The organism is Gordonia sp. JH63, assembly GCF_009856645.1.
GTDB classification, from domain to species: Bacteria; Actinomycetota; Actinomycetes; order Mycobacteriales; family Mycobacteriaceae; genus Gordonia; species Gordonia hongkongensis.
Map to the genome: position 1 here is coordinate 4,850,548 of NZ_CP047235.1, position 18,206 is coordinate 4,868,753.

The 18,206-nt window shown below is 67.4% G+C and carries 15 protein-coding genes; 7 read left to right on the forward strand and 8 right to left on the reverse strand.

The annotated features are described in order from the left end of the window. The first annotated feature begins 309 nt into the window (after positions 1-309). The 4 genes from GR168_RS21505 (at position 310) to GR168_RS21520 (ending at position 4,763) form a co-directional block, all read left to right on the forward strand. The gene (locus GR168_RS21505) at positions 310-1,911 is read left to right on the forward strand and encodes an NAD(P)/FAD-dependent oxidoreductase (protein WP_159371642.1); all 1,602 of its coding nucleotides are present in this window, start codon (positions 310-312) and stop codon (positions 1,909-1,911) included. A 15-nt stretch (positions 1,912-1,926) separates the two neighbouring features. Further along, on the forward strand, positions 1,927-2,361 hold the full coding sequence (locus tag GR168_RS21510; RefSeq protein WP_058253794.1) for an SRPBCC family protein: 435 nt from the start codon (positions 1,927-1,929) through the stop codon (positions 2,359-2,361). 39 nt (positions 2,362-2,400) lie between these two features. After that, on the forward strand, positions 2,401-3,006 hold the full coding sequence (locus tag GR168_RS21515) for an NAD(P)H-dependent oxidoreductase (RefSeq protein ID WP_058253793.1): 606 nt from the start codon (positions 2,401-2,403) through the stop codon (positions 3,004-3,006). Positions 3,007-3,422: 416 nt separating this feature from the next. Further along, entirely contained in the window at positions 3,423-4,763 is a 1,341-nt protein-coding gene (locus GR168_RS21520) for a PQQ-binding-like beta-propeller repeat protein (protein WP_159371643.1), read from the forward strand. 13 nt (positions 4,764-4,776) lie between these two features. On the opposite strand, the gene GR168_RS21525 is transcribed toward GR168_RS21520, so the two are convergent. The 7 genes from GR168_RS21525 to GR168_RS21555 all read right to left on the reverse strand — a co-directional run bounded on the left by GR168_RS21525 (position 4,777) and on the right by GR168_RS21555 (position 11,408). Then, on the reverse strand, positions 4,777-5,211 hold the full coding sequence (locus GR168_RS21525) for a hypothetical protein (RefSeq protein ID WP_078112601.1): 435 nt from the start codon (positions 5,209-5,211) through the stop codon (positions 4,777-4,779). Between the two features lie 281 nt (positions 5,212-5,492). Beyond that, a complete protein-coding gene (locus tag GR168_RS21530) occupies positions 5,493-6,953 on the reverse strand; it encodes an ornithine decarboxylase (RefSeq protein WP_078112600.1) in 1,461 nt (486 codons plus the stop codon). A gap of 45 nt (positions 6,954-6,998) precedes the next feature. Beyond that, on the reverse strand, positions 6,999-8,105 hold the full coding sequence (locus tag GR168_RS21535; protein WP_159371644.1) for a hypothetical protein: 1,107 nt from the start codon (positions 8,103-8,105) through the stop codon (positions 6,999-7,001). 32 nt (positions 8,106-8,137) lie between these two features. Then, a complete protein-coding gene (locus tag GR168_RS21540) occupies positions 8,138-8,347 on the reverse strand; it encodes a hypothetical protein (RefSeq protein WP_058253814.1) in 210 nt (69 codons plus the stop codon). A gap of 87 nt (positions 8,348-8,434) precedes the next feature. After that, complete coding sequence (locus tag GR168_RS21545) at positions 8,435-9,127, reverse strand: DUF6766 family protein (RefSeq protein ID WP_058253813.1); 693 nt, start codon at positions 9,125-9,127, stop codon at positions 8,435-8,437. A 16-nt stretch (positions 9,128-9,143) separates the two neighbouring features. Next, positions 9,144-10,277, reverse strand: a complete 1,134-nt coding sequence (locus GR168_RS21550; RefSeq protein WP_058253792.1) for a hypothetical protein — start codon at positions 10,275-10,277, stop codon at positions 9,144-9,146. Positions 10,278-10,364: 87 nt separating this feature from the next. After that, complete coding sequence (locus GR168_RS21555; RefSeq protein WP_159371645.1) at positions 10,365-11,408, reverse strand: NAD(P)-dependent alcohol dehydrogenase; 1,044 nt, start codon at positions 11,406-11,408, stop codon at positions 10,365-10,367. 373 nt (positions 11,409-11,781) lie between these two features. Here GR168_RS21555 and GR168_RS21560 point away from each other — a divergent pair, with 373 nt between their 5' ends. Then, entirely contained in the window at positions 11,782-13,149 is a 1,368-nt protein-coding gene (locus GR168_RS21560; RefSeq protein WP_058253790.1) for an AarF/UbiB family protein, read from the forward strand. Between the two features lie 99 nt (positions 13,150-13,248). Further along, positions 13,249-14,601 (forward strand): DUF3068 domain-containing protein, encoded by a 1,353-nt coding sequence (locus GR168_RS21565; protein ID WP_058253789.1) that lies wholly within the window; start codon positions 13,249-13,251, stop codon positions 14,599-14,601. A 718-nt stretch (positions 14,602-15,319) separates the two neighbouring features. On the opposite strand, the gene GR168_RS21570 is transcribed toward GR168_RS21565, so the two are convergent. Beyond that, complete coding sequence (locus GR168_RS21570) at positions 15,320-16,285, reverse strand: alpha/beta hydrolase family protein (RefSeq protein ID WP_065632259.1); 966 nt, start codon at positions 16,283-16,285, stop codon at positions 15,320-15,322. A 440-nt stretch (positions 16,286-16,725) separates the two neighbouring features. Here GR168_RS21570 and GR168_RS21575 point away from each other — a divergent pair, with 440 nt between their 5' ends. Next, positions 16,726-18,204, forward strand: a complete 1,479-nt coding sequence (locus GR168_RS21575; RefSeq protein WP_058253787.1) for an amidase — start codon at positions 16,726-16,728, stop codon at positions 18,202-18,204. Positions 18,205-18,206 lie beyond the last annotated feature (2 nt).

Consider the following 18,206-nt stretch of genomic DNA (forward strand, 5'->3'; position numbering starts at 1 on the left):
CCGGCGCAGCGCCGACGGAGCCGGCCATCGGAGACCTGCGGATGCCACAGCCGCGCGGGCGGAAACGCCTGGTCCATGCGCAGCGACCGCAGTTCAGACCAGTTCGTCACCCGTGCGGACTACCCGCTTGCCCCGGCGCTACACATCGCACAGAATCGCCGGGCACGGCTGCACCTCGACTCGCGCGTTCACCGCCCGCGTCCGTCGTCGGCGTTTACGGTCGGGGGCCGCGGGTAACCCGCGCACCGGACAGCGAGGCCCGGAGCACACCGGCCGGATGAGATCGATACGGACGAGGGGAGTCGACCGTTGAGTGTGTCGGATGCAGTGGTCGTCGGGGCCGGCCACAACGGGCTCATCGCCGCGATCCGGCTCGCCGATGCGGGCTGGGATGTCACCCTCCTCGAAGCGCAGCCCGAGGTCGGCGGCGCGGTCCGGAGCGCCGAGATCACCCCCGGATACGTCACCGACCTGTTCAGCGCCTTCTATCCACTCGCGGTGGCGTCGCCGGTCTTCGCCGACCTCGACCTCGCCGATCACGGTCTGGAGTGGAGCCGCGCACCGCTGGCCTTCGGCCACCCCGCCGGGCCCGACGACGTCAACGCGCCCGTCGTCTTCCCCGATGCCGCGGACACCGCCGCGCACCTGGCCACCTTCGACGAGCGTGACCGGCGCGCCTGGCTCGACCTGGTCGAGCAGTGGCAGCAACTCCGGCCCGCCATCCTCGACACCCTGTTCGGTCCGTTCCCCCCGGTCCGCGCGCTGTTGTCGCTCCTCCGCTCGCTCGGCACGGCCGACGCCCTGCGCCTGGCCCGGTTCCTGATCCTGCCGGCCGATCAGATGGTGCGTGAACTGTTCCACAGCGAGAAATCCGGTCTGCTCATCATCGGCAACTCCCTGCACGCCGACATCCCGCTCCACGCACCCGGTAGCGGGTTGATGGGGTATCTGCTGACCATGCTCGGCCAGGACACCGGTTATCCCGTACCCGTGGGCGGGGCGAGCGCGCTGCCCGCGGCCCTTCGACGACGCGCCGAGAGCGCCGGCGTGACCGTCGTCTGCGACACCCGCGTCACCCGGATCGACGTCCAGGGCGGGCGGGCCACCGGGGTCGTGGACAGTACCGGCCGCCGATGGCCGGCGAAGCGCGCCGTTCTCGCCGACGTGGCAGCGCCCACGCTCTACACCGAGCTGCTCTCGGCCGACGACGTGCCCGCGCGCGTCCTCGACGACCTGCGGACCTTCACCTGGGACACCCCGGTGGTCAAGGTGAACTATGCGCTGCGTGAGAAGATCCCATGGCGCAGTACCAATCTCAGCGGAGCCGGCACGATCCATCTCGGCGCCGACGCGCGCAACATCGCCTACGGGACCGCCGACATCGAAACCGGCCGTGTCCCGGAGCATCCGTTCCTACTCTTCGGCCAGATGACCACCGCGGACCCGGGCCGGTCCCCCGCGGGCACCGAAAGCGCTTGGTCCTACAGCCATCTCCCGCGCGGGGTGACCGACGACGAGGCGGCCCAGCTGCTGGCCCGCAGGATGGACGCCGTCCTCGAAGCCCACGCGCCCGGTGTCTCCGACCTCATCGTGGGCCGGCATGTCCAGACCCCGCACGACCTGCAGGCCGCCGACGCCAATCTCGTCCACGGGACTGTCAACGGCGGTACGGCACAACTGTTCCAGCAGTTGATCTTCCGTCCGACGCCGAACCTGCGCGGTGCGTCGACGCCGGTTGATCGCCTCTACCTGGCGGGGTCGGGTGCGCACCCCGGTGGCGGCGTCCACGGCGCCTGTGGCAACAATGCCGCGCGTGCGGCCCTCGCCTCAGACGGGTTCCGCGGATTCCCGCGAAGAGTGTTCGACCGCAACATCATCCGACGAATGACCAAGACCGACAACAACCACTGAACGGAGCAGCGGAGCATGAACCGAGTCGAACGTCATACGAGTGCCACACCGGCGCAGGTCTGGTCGGTGCTGTCCAATGGCTGGCTGTACGCCTCGTGGGTCGTCGGGGCCTCCCGCATCCGCAATGTCGACCACACATGGCCGCAACCCGGATCGAAGATCTATCACTCGGCGGGGGTGTGGCCGGCCCTGCTCAACGACGAGACGGAATCCGTCGAGTCGAAGGCCGGGCTTCTCGAATTGTCGGCCGCCGGGTGGCCTTTCGGTCGCGCACGGATCCGCATGACGATCGAGAAGGACGGTGACGGTTCCCTCATCGGCATGGAGGAGTTCGTGGAGACCCCGCCGCTGAGATGGATTCCGCCGACCATCCAGGAAACCGTCATGTCACCGCGCCTCAACGAATGCCTGAAACGGCTGGCGATGCTCGCCGAGAACCACGCGGGCTGAGAGGGTTGCAACCGGGTCGGTGCGGGTACGCCCTGTGGCATGACCACAGCACTCGCCATCAACTGCACCCTCAAACCCTCTCCTGCTGAATCGAGCAGTGAGCTCATCGCCCGACACATCCTGGACGCACTCGCCGAGCAGGGCGTGACCGGGGACATCGTCCGGGCGGTGGATTTCGACATCCGGCCGGGAGTCGAACGAGACATGGGCGACGGTGACGAGTGGCCCGCGCTCTTCGAACGGGTTGCGGCCGCCGACATCCTGGTGATCGCGACCCCGACGTGGCTGGGCCACATGTCCAGCGTCACCCAGCGTGTTCTCGAACGTCTCGATGCCGAGATCTCCGAGACCGACGACGCCGGCCGCCCCGGCATGCTGGGCAAGGTGGCGATGTGCGGTGTCGTCGGCAACGAGGACGGCGCCCACAAGATCATCGCCGACGTCTTCGGTGCGCTCAACGACATCGGGTTCACGATCCCCGGACAGGGCAACACCTACTGGAACGACGAGGCCATGGGCGGCCGAGACTACAAGGACCTCGATTCGGTTCCCGACCCCGTCGACTCCGCCACCCATGCCGCCGCCCGAAACGCGGCACACCTCGCCCGACTGCTGTCGCAGAACAGCTTTCCGCCCTACGAATGATCGGTGATCGACCGGCACGCCTTCTATGGTCGCCGCCTTCGTGTCGCTGGTCAGCAGCAGTCGAGCCTGTCGGCCTCGGAGATTCTCACTCGGCCCGCAAACCAGCAACCGAGACGGATCAGCTTCGGCATCGACGACGCTCCCCCTCGTATTGCTGACAATCGCAGCGTTTCGCCATTGGCGACTACATTCATTGCACGGCAAAACTTTTCGTCGATAGTGGATTTTTGTGACTAAGCCGCAGGATCAGTCGTAGCACATCAGCAGAGCGACCTACCGGACGTGACAGCCGTCAGAGCTCGTAACGTGTGGACGTCAGCACGAGTCCACCCCAACGAACGTTCGCGTCAGTCAGTCCGGGTGTCTAAGGTCAGCTAGTGGGAACGAGTAGGCTGCGCGGGATTGTGGTCGTGGTCGTGACCTTTGTGGTCGTGATGACGTTGGGTGCCACTGCGCTGTTCATCTGGCGGGCGCGGGAACCTGCTTCGTGGCCGCCCCCTGACCTTGGCAGTGTCCCGTCTCTGGTGTGGTCTGTTCATGCAGAGCATGTGCCGGGCCACGATGGCGAAGCGTTGCTGGCTTTGCCTGACACACTGGATGCCTACTACGGCTATGTATCGGTCCTGGACGCGCCCACTGTGATTGTGGGCGCTCTCGGCCGTCTTGCATCCGGCAGCGATGTAGATGAAGGCAGGCGAGTCGAGTCGGTGACGCTCGTCGGATTTCATCGTGTCGACGGATCGGTGCAATGGGAGCGCTCCATCGGCCGCGTCCGGCAATGTTCCGACAGTGTCGAGTCCGGCGTGATCGCCTGTTGGAACGACGATCGCGTGTTGTTCGTGGATACTGTCGACGGTCGCCTTCTGTCGGAGCTCAGCCCCAAGATGGCCAACGTCGATGTGGTGATGGCGGGCGACCGCGCCTACGTCACCGGCATCAAGTCCCAGGGTGGCCGGCACCACCTCGTGGTGTCCGCGGGGCCGCCATCCGCGCCGGGATCAACGTACACGCGTTCAGTGCCGGTGGCTGGGCCACTGTCGGGGATCGTCGACGTACTGCCATCGGGAGAAGTCGTCGTTGTGACAAACCTCGAGGATGCCGCCATGTACCGCTTCTCTGTGCACGACTTCGATTCCGGTCGAGCGGGTTTCAGTCTCGACTCGACTCATCTGCTCGTCGTAGGTGATGGACTGTTCCTCAACAGCCCGGTCATGGTCGACGGCGGCAGTCGACAGCAAATCCTCGACGAGCAGGGAACGGTGGTCTCCACGGCCGCAGTGCCTGCCTACACACATTCCGGGATGGCCGAGGCCACCAGCGAGCAACCGCCGGTACTGATGGCCGACGGCGCCTACGACCCCGAAACCGGGCGCCTGCTGTGGCGCGACCCGCTGCTACTGCGTCGCGACAACAGCGGCGCTGTTCAAGCCATGGCTGGTCGAACGGTGATCGTGGCAGCTCAAGAGACCGGCGATCTCATCGGGTTCGATTCCGCGACGGGCGAGCAGCGCTGGCGAACACGATGGAAAGACGCCTACTGGGTGTACGGCGGAATGACCGACGGGCGGCACTACGTCTTCAGCGACTACACCGGATTCCACGCACTACGCATCACCGACGGTGCCGTTGTTTGGTCTAAGCCTCTGCCCGAAGGCGCCGATCCCCGTCGAACCACGATCCTCAACGCCGGCGGCAACATTCTCATCACCGCAAACGCCACCATCTCGATGTGGCGTGGACAAGCACTCTCGCCGTAAACGCCCCGCATCTCTACAGTGCGAGTTGCGGGTACTTCTGTAGCGCTGCCGCGAGGTCGTCGCCTTGCAGCACCCCCTCTGTCATCTGTTCCCAGTCGAGGCGTGCTGCATGGACGGCGTGAAAGATCGAGTGGCTGAGCCAGTTGCTGTCACCGCGGCCGCGGACAGCGAACTCGACGTCGTACAGACTCTGTCCAGGTCTGCGCCGTCGGCGTGAGGCCGAGTGTTGTTCGTCGTGCTGCCCGTTTCGTGCCGACGTCAGTCCGATACGGCCTGGCTGGTAGCGACCGACACACGCAACGATGGGTGCCACTACGTCGTACAGTGCGGCAGCGAAGCGTTCGGCCTCATCGCGGGTGGCAAAGATCTGGTACTCGAACTCGATCACCATCGACTCATCGAACGGCTCGTAGTCGTCTTCTGGGACCACCCAGTCGTCGTCCGTCATGTACCTGAGAATCGCACTTCGCGGCCCACCGGGTGTCGTGATTTCGCGTGACCCTCATGTTTTCGGTTCATGCCAGGCCGGCCGATTGCACCGGGCGCCTGCGTCGCATCGATTCCGCGAACGGCGCCCGCACCGACGGGATACCGGTGTGCCGGCCGCCGATGCGCGGTGAGAGAACCGGCGATGTAGACCACGCCCGTCATGCGTGGCAGGCGCCGAACTGATCTTCCGGGTTATCCCCACAGCGGCTTTCTGGGCCGACCTCGACGCGCGCCCGGAATCTACCGGACGACCTTGATCGTCTCCAGCGCATCGTCGGCGGCATCGGGGAGGTTCATGCCGGCGTTCTTGCCGGTGCGCAGGTACTCGACCACCGCCCCGTTGAGGACCTCGCCCGGTACCACGACGGGGATGCCGGGCGGATAGGGCGTGATCTGCTCGGCCGCGATCCGGCCGGGGGCCTCGTCGAGGGGCACGGCCTCAGTGTCGCCGAAGAACGCGTCCCGGGGCAGCATGCGGCTCTCCAGTTGCAGCTCGTCCGGGTCGGGTTGCTCGATCTTCGGCGGCGTCTCGAACGACCCTGCGGCGCTGGACAACTTACGCAGGGCATCGAGCAGACGCGCGGCGGTGTCCTCGTCGTCGGCGTGCGACAGGGTGGCCAGGATGCGACGGTGATCGCTCAAACCGACGTCGACGCGACAGTTCTCGCGCAGCCAGTCGGCGCACTGGTAGCCACTGGCGCCGAGTTCGTCGACGTCGATGAGCACCTGCATCTCGTCCAAGTCGTGGCTCGCCTCCTCGTGGAGTAGCTCGTCATGCATCACGTTCAGACCCGGGATCTCGTCGACGCTGCGTCGGACAGACCGCGCCAGTTCGAGTGCCCGGCCGAGGACTTCCCGGCCGGATTCGACCATGTACCGACGCCAGCCGTCCAGTGCCGAGTAGACGAGCACATTGGGGCTGGTGGTCATCAGGAGGTCGGCGCACTGCGACAAGCGCGAACGATCCACCAGGTCGCCCTGTACGTGGAACACCGAACCCTGCTCGAAACCGGCCCCCATCTTGTGGACGCTGACCACGCAGACATCGGCGCCGGCATCCATTGCCCAGGTGGGCAGCTCGTCGTGAAACGGCAGATGCGCGCCCCAGGCCTCGTCGACGATCAGCGGCTTGCCGAACTCGTGGCAGACGTCGGCGATGGCCCGGATGTCGGCGCAGGTGCCGTACGGCGTGGGACTGACCAGCAGGAAGCCCGAGGCCTGCGGGTCGGTCTCCCACGCCTTGCGGACCTCCTCCGGCGACGGCGGGTGGGTCAGGTGGAACGTCTCGTCCCAGCGCGGACGGACCCAGCGCGGCCGCAGTCCCGAGAAGATCAGTCCCGCGACGATCGACTTGTGGGCATCCCGGGTGATGAGCAGTTCGCCGTTCTCCCCACCGGCGACGGCCATCATCGCCGCCTTCACCGACAACGAACTGCCGCAGGTGGAGAAGAACGCCATCTCGGCGCCGACCGCCTCGGCCATCAGATCCTCGGCGTCGGAGAGGTAGCCGCCCGTCATGCGCCGGTCGTCGAGGCCACCCGACGACAACACATCCGAGGCGAACGCGTCCGCACCGATCGCCGACCGGGTCCGCTCGTCCACCCCGCGGCCCTGGCGGTGGCCCGGCGGCGTGAACCCGTATCGTTCGTCGCGGTGGTACGCCTCGAGGGCGTCCAGGAGCGGTGCGCGGGACTGGTCCATGATGCGATGCCTCCCTGTTGATCCGGTTGTCCGATGTCGTACGGCTCAGCCTTTCTCACCGTCCGCGAGATGACCCGCGTCCTCAGAGGCCTGGCGGCGCAACCGCTCTCGGTATCCATAGGTGGCCCGCAGGACGTCGTCGTAGCTGTCGGCACTGGAACCGAGGGCGCCGGCGAAGATCCCCATCGAGGTCGCCAGCCACGCAAGGTACACGTAATTGCGCAGCCCCACCGGATATCCGAGCTGCGAGGCGAGGAAGTTCTTCTCGATGACGATGAGCGCAGCCGCCAGTGTCGCCAGGAACAACCCGGCGTACAAGACCACCGCACTGAACACGACGGTGCACACCGTCGCCATGTTGTAGAGGCGCGCACGCGGTTTCGCGGTGACCGTCACCCGTTCCCACAGGCGATTGTTGACGATGAGCCACAGCGAGGCGAGCACCAACGACAGCAGGGTGATGGCGGCGAGACGCCACGCACTCAGCGCATTGGCCATCGACCAGATCGTGGAGAAGAAGATGCCGAACGACGCCGCTGCGGCGGCTGCGGCGGTCATGCCGGTGAGGGTCGGGATCAGCCGCCACGGCCGATTTCCCCGCACCATTCCGGCCATCAACTTCAGACGACGCGAATAACCCTCGGCGCATACGTATTCGGTGTCGCCGTCACCGATGACGACGATGCCGCGCTGCCGCTCGAACTCGCGCATGGACCCCTCCCCGGTCACCGCCTCGGCGATGGTCGAGATCAAGGTTCGCAGCGCTCGCCGGGGAGCGGGTCCGAGAGCTGGGAGCGAGACGACGGCGGCGTTGCGTTCGCGGTCGAGTTCGGCCAGCACCACAAGGTTTCGTGGGCTGCGATCGTTGCCGTCGGCGTCCCGCGGCTTGTACAGCCGCGGCATCTCGGTGACGAACACGATTACCTCGTCGGCCGAGTCATCCGTGCCCCAGACGGTCTCCAGATCACCGCGCGGCGTCATCTGCAGTGTGGTATCCCTCGTGACGGTGTGTCCGCGGTACTCCAGTGACAGCTCGTCGGCGATCTGCTCGAAGCGGTCCTCACCGCGCTCGATCAGAGCGGCCGGAAGCCCGTGTTCGGCGACGATCCGCAGCGCTACGGCGCGCCGCCGATCGTCGTTCTCGGTGGTCATGTGCGTCTCTGCCGTCATGATCAGGCGGGGCCTCAGTCCGGCGGCTCGGACTCCCCCGCCGCAGGAGAGTCCGGGTTGTCCTCGTCGTCGCGGGCGGTGGCGGCGGAGGGATCCACCTGCTCGTCCGTGTCGGGTTCGTCGACGGTCCGCTCCTCGAGTTCGTCGACCTTGCGTCGAGCATCATCCGGCGTCGCCTCGGGCGTGCCGGTTTCGGCTGGTTCCATGGGCAATTCCTCAGACATCAGATTCATCGATCCTTCGGTCGGTGTCTCGCGATGGAGCCTCTGTCGCATGTCCGGTTTCCCGGTGACGGCATGACGTAAACGCGATCACGCCCCGGTCGCGAGATGTGGATCGGCCACCGGCTTGGACTCGGCCGAACCGCGTTGACGTAGAACAACCGACAAGACGACGATCGCCGCCACCGCGATGAACTCGCTCTGCCAGTTCTGCATCGACTCGAACCAGAACTGCGAGGTGGCCAGGTACTGCCACACCGAGACCGCGCTCTCGCCGTGCTGTTGTTGCTCGTCGCTGTAGGCGCGCGCACCGCCCACGGCGTGCAGCGCGAACGAGGCGAAGAAGAGTGCGAAAAACGCGATGGTGAGCGAGTTCTGGTAAACGAACAGCACCGGCCCGCCGCGTCGCACCGGCCACGGTGCTGCGCGCATGTCGTCGGCGGCACGCGGGTCCGCGTCCTGCGGGGCAGGACCGTCGACGGGCTTCGATTCCGACGAACCCTTCTGATAGAGGAACGCGGTCAGCACCACGTACATCCCCATCTGCAGGAATTCCGATTCCCAGTTCTCGAAGGTCGCTTCGACGAACTCGCCCGTCGTCAGGTATCGCAGCACCGAGATCGGTGGCGAGCCGTGCGAGGCCTGCTCCGCGTTGTAGACGTGCCACCCCGAGACAATCATGCCGAGCAGGAACACGAGAAACAGACCGAAACACACGAGGAACAAACCGTTGTCGCGCAACAGCTCACGGCCTCGCCGGAGACCGCCCTCCCGTGTGGCCACCAGCACTCACCCCGTCTCAGTCGTCGGCGGACATCCTCGGCGCATAGCGAAGGACCGCTCCGATCCCGTCGCGCGGGGCAACGCGCTCGTCGATCCGGACCAGATCGGCGCCGGTGAGAACCGCCGCCACCGGCAGGGCCTCGTCGGCACGCAGCGTGCGTTCCGGGGCCAGGCCCAGCTCAGAGAGGTTCTCCGCCGTCGGCGCGATCGTGGCGAGGCCCCCCGCGGCGTCTCCGCCGTCGAAGACCGTCGCATCGCCGAGGTCGCCGATGATCAGCGTCTCGACCTCGCCGTTACGCAACGCCCCGCACACGGCCGTCAGTCCTTCGACCGCGAGGGCCGGGCGATGCCCGAGTCCTGCCTGCAGACTCTCCGCCGCGTCGGCCATCGTGCGATTCTGGCGCAGTTCGAGTTCGGTGGTCACCGCCTTGCGGACGTCGTCGTCGGCGATGCCGCTGTCCCGGGCGCCGAGTTGGAGGTCGACCAGTCGCTCGGCGAGCCGCTCGGGAGCCGTTGAACGCAGATCCGACATCGACGAGAGCTCACCGATCACGAACACGAGCTCGGGGTTGTCCGAGTCGACGATCGCGGTCAGCCGGTCGGCGATCTGACGAATGTTCTTGCGGTTCTGCTCGTCGCTGCGCTGCTGCGGGTCCCCGTACCCAGGCGATTCCGCACCGGCGGCGTGGTGGATCGGATAGCCTTCTCCCTCAACGCTTTCGCGCATCAACGAGGATCCGCCGGCTTCGAAGAGCTCGATGTCGGCGCCGGCGTGATCGACCGCGGCGATCACATGTCTCGGGGCACTCGTGCCGTGTTCGACCAGCGGAACCAGGTACGGCACCGGCGAATACCGTGCCACGGATGTGACCGGTGGCCGGATGAGATGGTCGTCGAGGAGGACGCCGTCGGGACCGGCGATCACCGCACGGCCACTGGGCCCGACGGCCGGCGTCCCGTCGAGCAGGACGTTGCCGATCGACTCGGCCACCGCCGCGTCGGCCCCCGCCGACTCGAGCTCCTCGCGCAGGGCTCGCCACCGCAGCTCCATAGTGTGAGCGGCGTCCTCGGTGTTGTGGGAGTCGTCGATGTAGATGGTGGCGAACGGACCGGTTGCAGTTGCCAGCTCGCGGAATCGGGTCGAAATCATGCGCGGCCTCCTTGCCTGTCGTCGGGGCACGTCGACTCTCTCGACGGGTGCCCACCGGATTCAGGCCGCAAACATGACGGCACACCCCTACAGCGTCGAGGTGTCGATCACGAAGCGGTAGCGCACATCCGATGCCACGACGCGGTCGTAGGCCTCGTTGATCCGGTCGGCGGAGATCACCTCGATCTCGGCGCCAATGCCGTGCTCGGCGCAGAAGTCGAGCATCTCCTGGGTCTGCGCGATGCCGCCGATCATCGAACCCGCGAAACTCCGCCGCTTGCCGATCAGCGCGCCGGCCGGGACCTCGATCGGGTGTTCGGGGAGACCGAGTTCCACGAGTGTGCCGTCGAGGGCGAGCATGCCCAGGTACTTGCCGATCGGAAGATTCGCCGACACGGTGTTCAGGATCAGGTCGAAGGTGCTGCGCAGTTCCCGGAAGGTCTGCGGATCGCTGGTCGCGTGATAGTGGTCGGCGCCGAGCCGCAGGCCGTCCTCCATCTTCTTCAGCGACTGCGAAAGCACCGTGACCTCGGCGCCCAGCGCGTGCGCGATCTTCACGCCGACGTGGCCGAGCCCGCCGAGTCCGACGATGGCGACCTTCTTGCCCGGTCCCGCACCCCAGTGCCGCAACGGCGAGTAGAGGGTGATGCCGGCACACAACAACGGTGCGGCCTCGTCGAGTGCGAAGCCGTCGGGAATCCGCAGGACGTAGTTCTCGTCGACGACGATCGAGGTGCTGTAACCGCCGTGCGTCGGCGACCCGTCGCGTCCGACGGCGTTGTAGGTACCCACATTGCCCCGCTCGCAGTACTGCTCCTCGCCGAGCCGGCACGGTTCGCACTCACGGCACGAGTCGACGAAACAGCCCACGCCTACCCGATCACCGACGGCGTACCGGGTGACGCCCTCGCCGACGGCCGCGACCGTCCCGGCGATCTCGTGGCCGGGCACCACCGGGAACCTCGTCCCGCCCCACTCGTCGCGCGCCGTGTGGATGTCGGAATGACAGATGCCGGCGAACGCGATGTCGATCGACACGTCGTTCGGACCGAGATCGCGCCGTTCGATGGTGGTCGGTTCGAGCGGGCGATCGGCTGCCGGCGCGATGTAGGCGTTGACCGTGGTGGGCATGCAGAACTCCTCGGTGTGATGCGGGGTCGGGTGAAGCAGGGTCTGGCGAACTCCGGGCCCCACCGCTCCCTGAGGAGGCCCGGAGCTTGCGGACGGCCCCCACCGCTCCCTGAGGAGGCCCGGAGCTTGCGGAGGGCCGTCACGAAGGGTCTCGCGACGAACCCCACCGGGCACACCCCGTGAACGGAAGAGGCCCGAGCGAGACCAACGGACTGACACGAACAGATGCGGGCCGATGCATGTGTCCGATGTGGCCAGTGTGCCCGCCGACCCCGCCGCATCGCCATAACAGCACGTCGCAGGGCCGCGTAGGCGATCCGCCGTCGCCCTATGGCACTGGATTCGCCGCCGAAGATCGTTACAATGACCGACGGTGACGATCAACAGCTCAGTCGACGACGGTCAGCGCACGCAGTTGCACCCGGTGTCCCCGATCGCCGAGCTCACGCGATTCGGGACGACCACCGCTCACGCGGCTGCGGGCGTCGGACGCTTCGTCCTCCACACGGCAGGCGACGCCCTACGGGGTCGCCCACCCGGCGCCGCCCGCGTAGCGCACGAGATCCGGACCACGTTCGAACACCTGGGTCCGACCTATGTGAAGCTCGGCCAGCTCATCGCCTCGAGTCCCGGCGTCTTCTCCGAGTCGATGTCCACCGAGTTCGAATCACTCCTGGACCGCGTGAAACCCGCCGACCCCGCACTCATGCGTGCACAGTTCATCGCCGAACTGGGCCGGGCACCCGAGGAAGTCTTCGCCACCTTCGATCCGGTGCCCATCGCGTCGGCGTCGATCGCCCAGGTGCACACCGCGACCCTGCACGGCGGCGAGGAGGTGGTGGTCAAGATCCAGCGCCCGGGCATCGCCGACCGCCTGGCCCCGGACGTCGCGATCCTCGAGCGCCTGGCCGGCCTTGCCGAGATCTCCGAGTACGGGCGCATGCTCAGCGCGCGGCACGTGGTCGAGGACTTCGCGGCCGGCCTCGACGCCGAACTGGACTTCCGCATCGAGGCCGACACCATGCGCGAGTGGTTCGCCTGCCTGCAACCGGGCCCGTACGGCGACCGAGTCCGCGTGCCGCACGTCTACGACGACTTCACGACGCAGCGCGTGCTGACCATGGAACGAATCCACGCCATCCGCATCGACGACGTCGCGGCCGTACGCGCCGCAGGCCACGACGGAGTCGCGCTGTGCCGCAACCTTCTGCTGTCCCTGCTGGACTCGGCATTCCACGGCGGTTTGTTCCATGGGGACCTGCACGCCGGGAACGTCCTCGTCGACGACGCGGGCAAGCTGGTCCTCCTCGACTTCGGCATCGTCGGGCGATTCACCCCGCGCACCCGGCGCATACTCCGCCAGCTCGTCGTCGACCTCGTGGTCCGCGGGGACTACGAGTCCGCCGGCCGGGCGATCTTCCTCCTCGGCGCCGTCCACAAGCCGGGTTCGACGTCGCAGGGCGCGGAGGACATCAAGAAGGTGACGACTCCGCTGTCGACCACCGACCTCGGTTCGATGTCCTACACCGACCTCGGGCGGCAACTCGCCGCCGTCGCCAAGGCCCACGACGCACGGCTCCCGCGTGAACTCGTCCTCGTGGGTAAGCAGTTGCTGTACGTCGAGAAGTACACGAAACTGCTGGCGCCCCGGTGGAAGGCCATGTCCGACAAGGAGATCTACGGCTACATGGCCGGCATCCTGAAGGAGGCCGAACGCGATCGTCGAGCCGCCCAGGGCTGACTCCCCGCCGCGAATCCCGGCATGTCGGACCGACTGTGGCCAACTGTGGCAAACGCGACAGTTAGGGTGGGAGCGATTAGCTGATTCCAGGAGTCACACATGAGACGTTTTGTGCCGGCAGTGCTGGCCTTCTTCGGCGCTGCGTGTATCGCGGCGGCCATCGCCATACCGCTCTACCTCGTGCCGCAGTTGAAGGTGGTTCCGCTCGATCTGGACATCACCTCTGACGCGACCACGGTGGCGGCGGACGGTTCGACTGGAGAGCGCTTCCCGGCGGTGATCTTCGACCGCTGCTCGGTGTCCGAGGATCGTGCCCGCACTCTCGAGGCGCATCTCACCCAGCAGCGACGCTCGATCATCATCGAACCGTCGGACAGCCGCCAGGCGAGCCTGCAGTCGGCGCAGACCGTGCGCATCGACCGCCTGCGCGACGCCGAGGGAACCGAGACCGAACCCAGCTTCGCGGCTGCGGGCGAGACCCGCACCTGTGAGGACGGTCTGCTGACCGCGACCATCGACCGCGTGTCGGTGAACCGCAAGACCTCGGCACCCAACGGGGCGGTCAGCTCGCTGCAGCTCGAGGCGGTCCCCGAGGGCGGCAACGTCAATGACGTGTCGGTCGCCATCGACAACCGCACCGGATACCAGTACAAGTTCGGTTTCGACGTGCAGCAGCGCGACTACCCGTACTACGACCTCAACACCCGCCAGGACTGCGCGGCGAAGTTCGAGGGCGAGGAGACCATCGACGGGATCAACACGTATCACTTCGTGTGTGACGTCCCGGAGACCGATCTCTCCAACCTCCCCAACGCGCAGGGTGAAGCAGCTCTGGGCACGATGCTGACGATGCCTGCCCGCTGGTGGGGCATCACCGGGCGCGGAGTGCGGGCGAACGACCCGATCACGATGCACCGGTACGCCGCCGCGACCCGCCACGTGTGGGTCGAGCCGGAGACCGGGACCATCGTCGACGGTCGTGAGGACCAGCACCAGTACTTCAAGTCGCCCGACCAGAGCGACGCCACCCCGGAAGCGGTGCGCGAGTTCCGGATGGACGCCCTGAAGGGCACCTTCAAGTGGACCGACGACACCGTCTCCAACCAGGCGAGCAAGGCCAGCGGCTACGTCGACCAGCTGAAGGTCGGCGGCTTCTGGGTGCCGATCATCCTCGGCATCGTCGGGGTGATCCTGTTGATCGCCGCCGCGCTGCTGCTCTTCCGCGGACGCCGCGACGACAACCGGGTCGATGACACCCCGGCGCCGACGACACCGCCCGCCGACGAGCGCGACACCACGCTGATCAATCGCGACGCACCGCCGGCCGGTGCAGCACCCGCGAGCGCCAACCCGTGGGAGCGGCCGACCGAGCAGATCCCCAAGGTCGGTGACACGCCGCCGCCCGACGACTCGGCCACGCGCACCTTCCGCAAGCAGCCGCCGCCCGAATAAGCAGCGACGCAACGACCACCGCGGGCGCATCCGGTACCACCGGATGCGCCCGCGGTGTTGTGTTTGTGGTTAAGGGGCGGTGACACACCCCTCCGTAGCCCGGCCCACCCAAGTGACCTCGACGGACGCGCGGGCACGCTTCGCGTGCACGAGCTGCTCGGCCAGCAGGGGTTGCGCGGGCACGCTACGCGTGCACGAGCTGCTCGGCCAGCAGAGGTGCGAGCCCACCCCCGCGGGTTGAGCCGGCACCGAGCGCAGCGAGGCGCCGAGTCGAAGCCCCTCCGCAACCAGTCCTACCCTAGTGACCTCGACGGACGCGCGGGCACGCTATGCGTGCACGAGCTGCTCGGCCAGCAGGGGTTGCGCGCGGCAGAGTGTCTTCCGCTCCCTGAGGAGCGCCCGGAGCTTGCGGAGGGCGCGGCCAACCCCGCTCCCTGAGGAGCGCCCGGAGCTTGCGGAGGGCGCGGCCAGCCCCGCTCCCTGAGGAGCGCCCGGAGCTTGCGGAGGGCGCGTCACGAAGGGTCGGCGACAGAGGTTGCGAAGACCCTTCGTGACGCTCGCAAGCTCGCTCCTCAGGGAGCAGGGGGTGACGCTCGCAAGCTCGCTCCTCAGGGAGCAGGGGGTGACGCTCGCAAGCTCGCTCCTCAGGGAGCAGGAGGGGTCCGCACGACAAGGGCCGGTGACCCGAAGGTCACCGGCCCTTGTCAGAGGGTCTGACTCAGAAGAAGGCGGGGCGGAAGGTCTTGGCCCACGACTCCTTGAAGGTGCTCTGCCAGTAGTCCCACCAGTGCGCACCGTCCGGGGTGATCCGGGTGGTGAGCTTGACGCCCGGGACGAGCGCGAGGCGGCCGATGTAGAGCTGGCTGGAGGTCGACGCGGCGACCTCGAGCGGGATCATCTGCGCGAACTTGACGGGGTCGAAGTTGGCGCTGGCCGGGTTGACCGACGAGTCGTACTTGCTGCCGACACCGCTACCGGACGAGACGTAGACGTTCTTGCCCGCCAGGTTGCCCGCGCTCAGGAACGGGTCGTTCTGGAACCAGGTGCCCGCGGGGTAGAAGCCCCACATGTTGAACGGGTTGCCGCCGACCTCCGCGACCGAGGCCATGATGCCCTGGGTGAAGCCCGGCATGGTGACCGTCGGGTAGCCGCTGTAGGACGCGACCGCCTTGTAGAAGTTCGGGTGGCGCGATGCGAGGTTCAGCGCCGAGGTGCCCGACATCGAGAGTCCGGCGATGCCGTTGCGACGGCTGTCGCTGCCGTGGCGCGCAGCCATGTACCGCGGCAGTTCGCGGGTCAGGAACGTCTCCCACTTGTTGACACCCAGCTTGGGATCGGGGGTCTGCCAGTCGGTGTAGAAGCTGCCTGCGCCACCGAACGGGATGGCGACGTTGGTGCCCTTGCCGGCCATGTAGCGGGCGACGTCGGTGTTGATCAGCCAGCCGCTGTTGTTGTTCGGGGCACGGAGTCCGTCGAGCAGGTACAGCGTCGGCTTGGGTCCGCCGCCGCCGGCCGAGACGATGCACACGGGCACGGTCCGGTTCATGGCGTTCGAGCGGACGTACTCGACATTGCAACCGTTGGCCGCGGAGGCCTCCGGCGGAGCTGCGACCAGCGTCGCACCCGACACGGCCACGAGAGCCACGAGTCCGGCGACGAGGCGCTTACGGGCGCGTGTCAGCATTCGTCAGTTTTCCTTTGGATCACCACGGCCGGAGCCGGCCGCTTGCGGGTCTTGCCTACCGGGTACTACTGCGGGCTTGCATACGGAGTCGTACGTAGGGGGATTGTATTGGTCCCCCCGGGCAGCGGTACCCGTCGTGCTGAAGTGTAACGGCACGATAACGCCTCGGCAAAGGCGAGAGCGAGTCCTGTGATGACATCTTTTGGTGGTGCACGTCACAGCACTCGCCGTTGAACAGCTCATTTCGTACATAGGCGGCGCATGTGGCGAATTCTTCATCTGTTCGGGCCACACATCCTCGATCTTCCCGTTACCGGTTTGCCCGGGCAACGGTGACCGTCCGATTCTCCGGTGACGGGCCGGGCGCCCGGGCCGGCCGAGGCCATCGACGTCAAGTCCGCTCGGCCCGCTCCCCGAACAACTAGGGTCGGGACGTGCACATGGACGAGTATCTGTCCGCGGACGCGACCACCCTGGCCGGTCACGTGGCCTCCGGCGAGGTGACCGCCGCCGAACTCCTCGACCTCGCACGAGCCCGCGCAGACGCGGTCAATCCGTCGCTCAACGCCATCGTGATCCGCATGGACGCCGAAGCCGACGCCCGCGTCCGCAGTGACCTCACCGGGCCTTTCGCCGGCGTCCCGTTCCTCATCAAGGACCTCGCGCAGGACTACCGCGGGTATCCGACGACCCGCGGCTCGCGCGCCCTCGCCACGCACATCGCCCGTGAACACTCCTTTGGCGTGCGCCGGTTCCTCGACGCCGGCCTCGTCGTCTTCGGGAAGACGAACACCCCCGAGTTCGGCGCGAAGGCCATCACCGAACCCACCCTCTGGGGACCGGCGCGCAACCCCTGGGACCTCGACGTGACGCCCGGGGGATCATCGGGCGGCAGTGCGGCCGCGGTGGCCGCCGGGATCGTGCCGGCGGCCGGGGCGAGCGACGGCGGCGGTTCCATTCGCATCCCGGCCGCGTGTACCGGGTTGTTCGGGCTCAAGAGCTCGCGTGGCCTGATGCCGTTCGGTCCGCAGACCGGTGAACCGCTGTTCGGGATGGGCGTCGAAGGTGTGGTGACCCGGACCGTCCGCGATGCCGCCGCACTGTACGACGCCCTGATCGGACCGACGCCGTCGTCGACCTACCCGGCGCCGCTGCACACCGAGACCTACAGCGCCCGGATCGCGACCCCGCCCCGGTTGCTGCGGATCGGGTACACCACGACCTCTGCGATCAACGCGAATCCGCACCCGGAGGCCGTCGCCGCGGTCGAGCACGCGGCGTCGACCCTGACCGATCTGGGCCACCAGGTCGAGGAGGTCGATCCGCCGCACGACGACGCCGCCCTCGCCCGCGACTTCCTCGACATCTGGTTCGCCAAGTGCGCCGCCCAGGTCGACGAGGTCCGACGCCTCACCGGCGCTCCCGACTCCCACTTCGAGGCCGACACCCTGACGCTGGCGGAACTGGGCCGGGCCGCCGGCGTCGTCCCGCTGTTCACCGCGCTCGACCACATCAACGACCACGTCCTGGCCCTCGACCGCTTCCATCAGACCCACGACCTGCTGCTGACGCCCACCCTCGCGGTACCGCCGCCGCGGGTCGGGTCGATGACCACGCCGCCGGTCCTGCAGCGGGCATCGCGGGTGGCCGCCCGCGCGCGGTCCGGCCGTGCGATCTCCCGCTTGGGGATCGTCGACAAGCTCATCTACGAGAGCCTCGGCTGGGTGCCGTACACGCAGCTCGCCAACCTTACGGGCCGGCCGGCGATGAGCGTGCCGCTGCACTGGACCGATGCCGGCCTCCCGCTCGGCGTGCAGTTCGTCGGCCGACTCGGCGCCGACGGCGATCTCCTCGCCCTCGCTGCGGGCCTCGAAGCCGCCGCGCCGTGGTTCCACCGGTACGCCGACATCGCGCTGTAGTA

Excerpts from the sequence above, each read along its gene's own strand:
- GR168_RS21510 (WP_058253794.1), top strand. The coding sequence starts at position 1,927 with ATGAACCGAGTCGAACGTCATACGAGTGCCACACCGGCGCAGGTCTGG.
- GR168_RS21515 (WP_058253793.1), top strand. The coding sequence starts at position 2,401 with ATGACCACAGCACTCGCCATCAACTGCACCCTCAAACCCTCTCCTGCT.
- GR168_RS21525 (WP_078112601.1), bottom strand. The coding sequence starts at position 5,211 with ATGACGGACGACGACTGGGTGGTCCCAGAAGACGACTACGAGCCGTTC.
- GR168_RS21530 (WP_078112600.1), bottom strand. The coding sequence starts at position 6,953 with ATGGACCAGTCCCGCGCACCGCTCCTGGACGCCCTCGAGGCGTACCAC.
- GR168_RS21535 (WP_159371644.1), bottom strand. The coding sequence starts at position 8,105 with ATGACCACCGAGAACGACGATCGGCGGCGCGCCGTAGCGCTGCGGATC.
- GR168_RS21540 (WP_058253814.1), bottom strand. The coding sequence starts at position 8,347 with ATGTCTGAGGAATTGCCCATGGAACCAGCCGAAACCGGCACGCCCGAG.
- GR168_RS21550 (WP_058253792.1), bottom strand. The coding sequence starts at position 10,277 with ATGATTTCGACCCGATTCCGCGAGCTGGCAACTGCAACCGGTCCGTTC.
- GR168_RS21555 (WP_159371645.1), bottom strand. The coding sequence starts at position 11,408 with ATGCCCACCACGGTCAACGCCTACATCGCGCCGGCAGCCGATCGCCCG.
- GR168_RS21565 (WP_058253789.1), top strand. The coding sequence starts at position 13,249 with ATGAGACGTTTTGTGCCGGCAGTGCTGGCCTTCTTCGGCGCTGCGTGT.
- GR168_RS21570 (WP_065632259.1), bottom strand. The coding sequence starts at position 16,285 with ATGCTGACACGCGCCCGTAAGCGCCTCGTCGCCGGACTCGTGGCTCTC.
- GR168_RS21575 (WP_058253787.1), top strand. The coding sequence starts at position 16,726 with ATGGACGAGTATCTGTCCGCGGACGCGACCACCCTGGCCGGTCACGTG.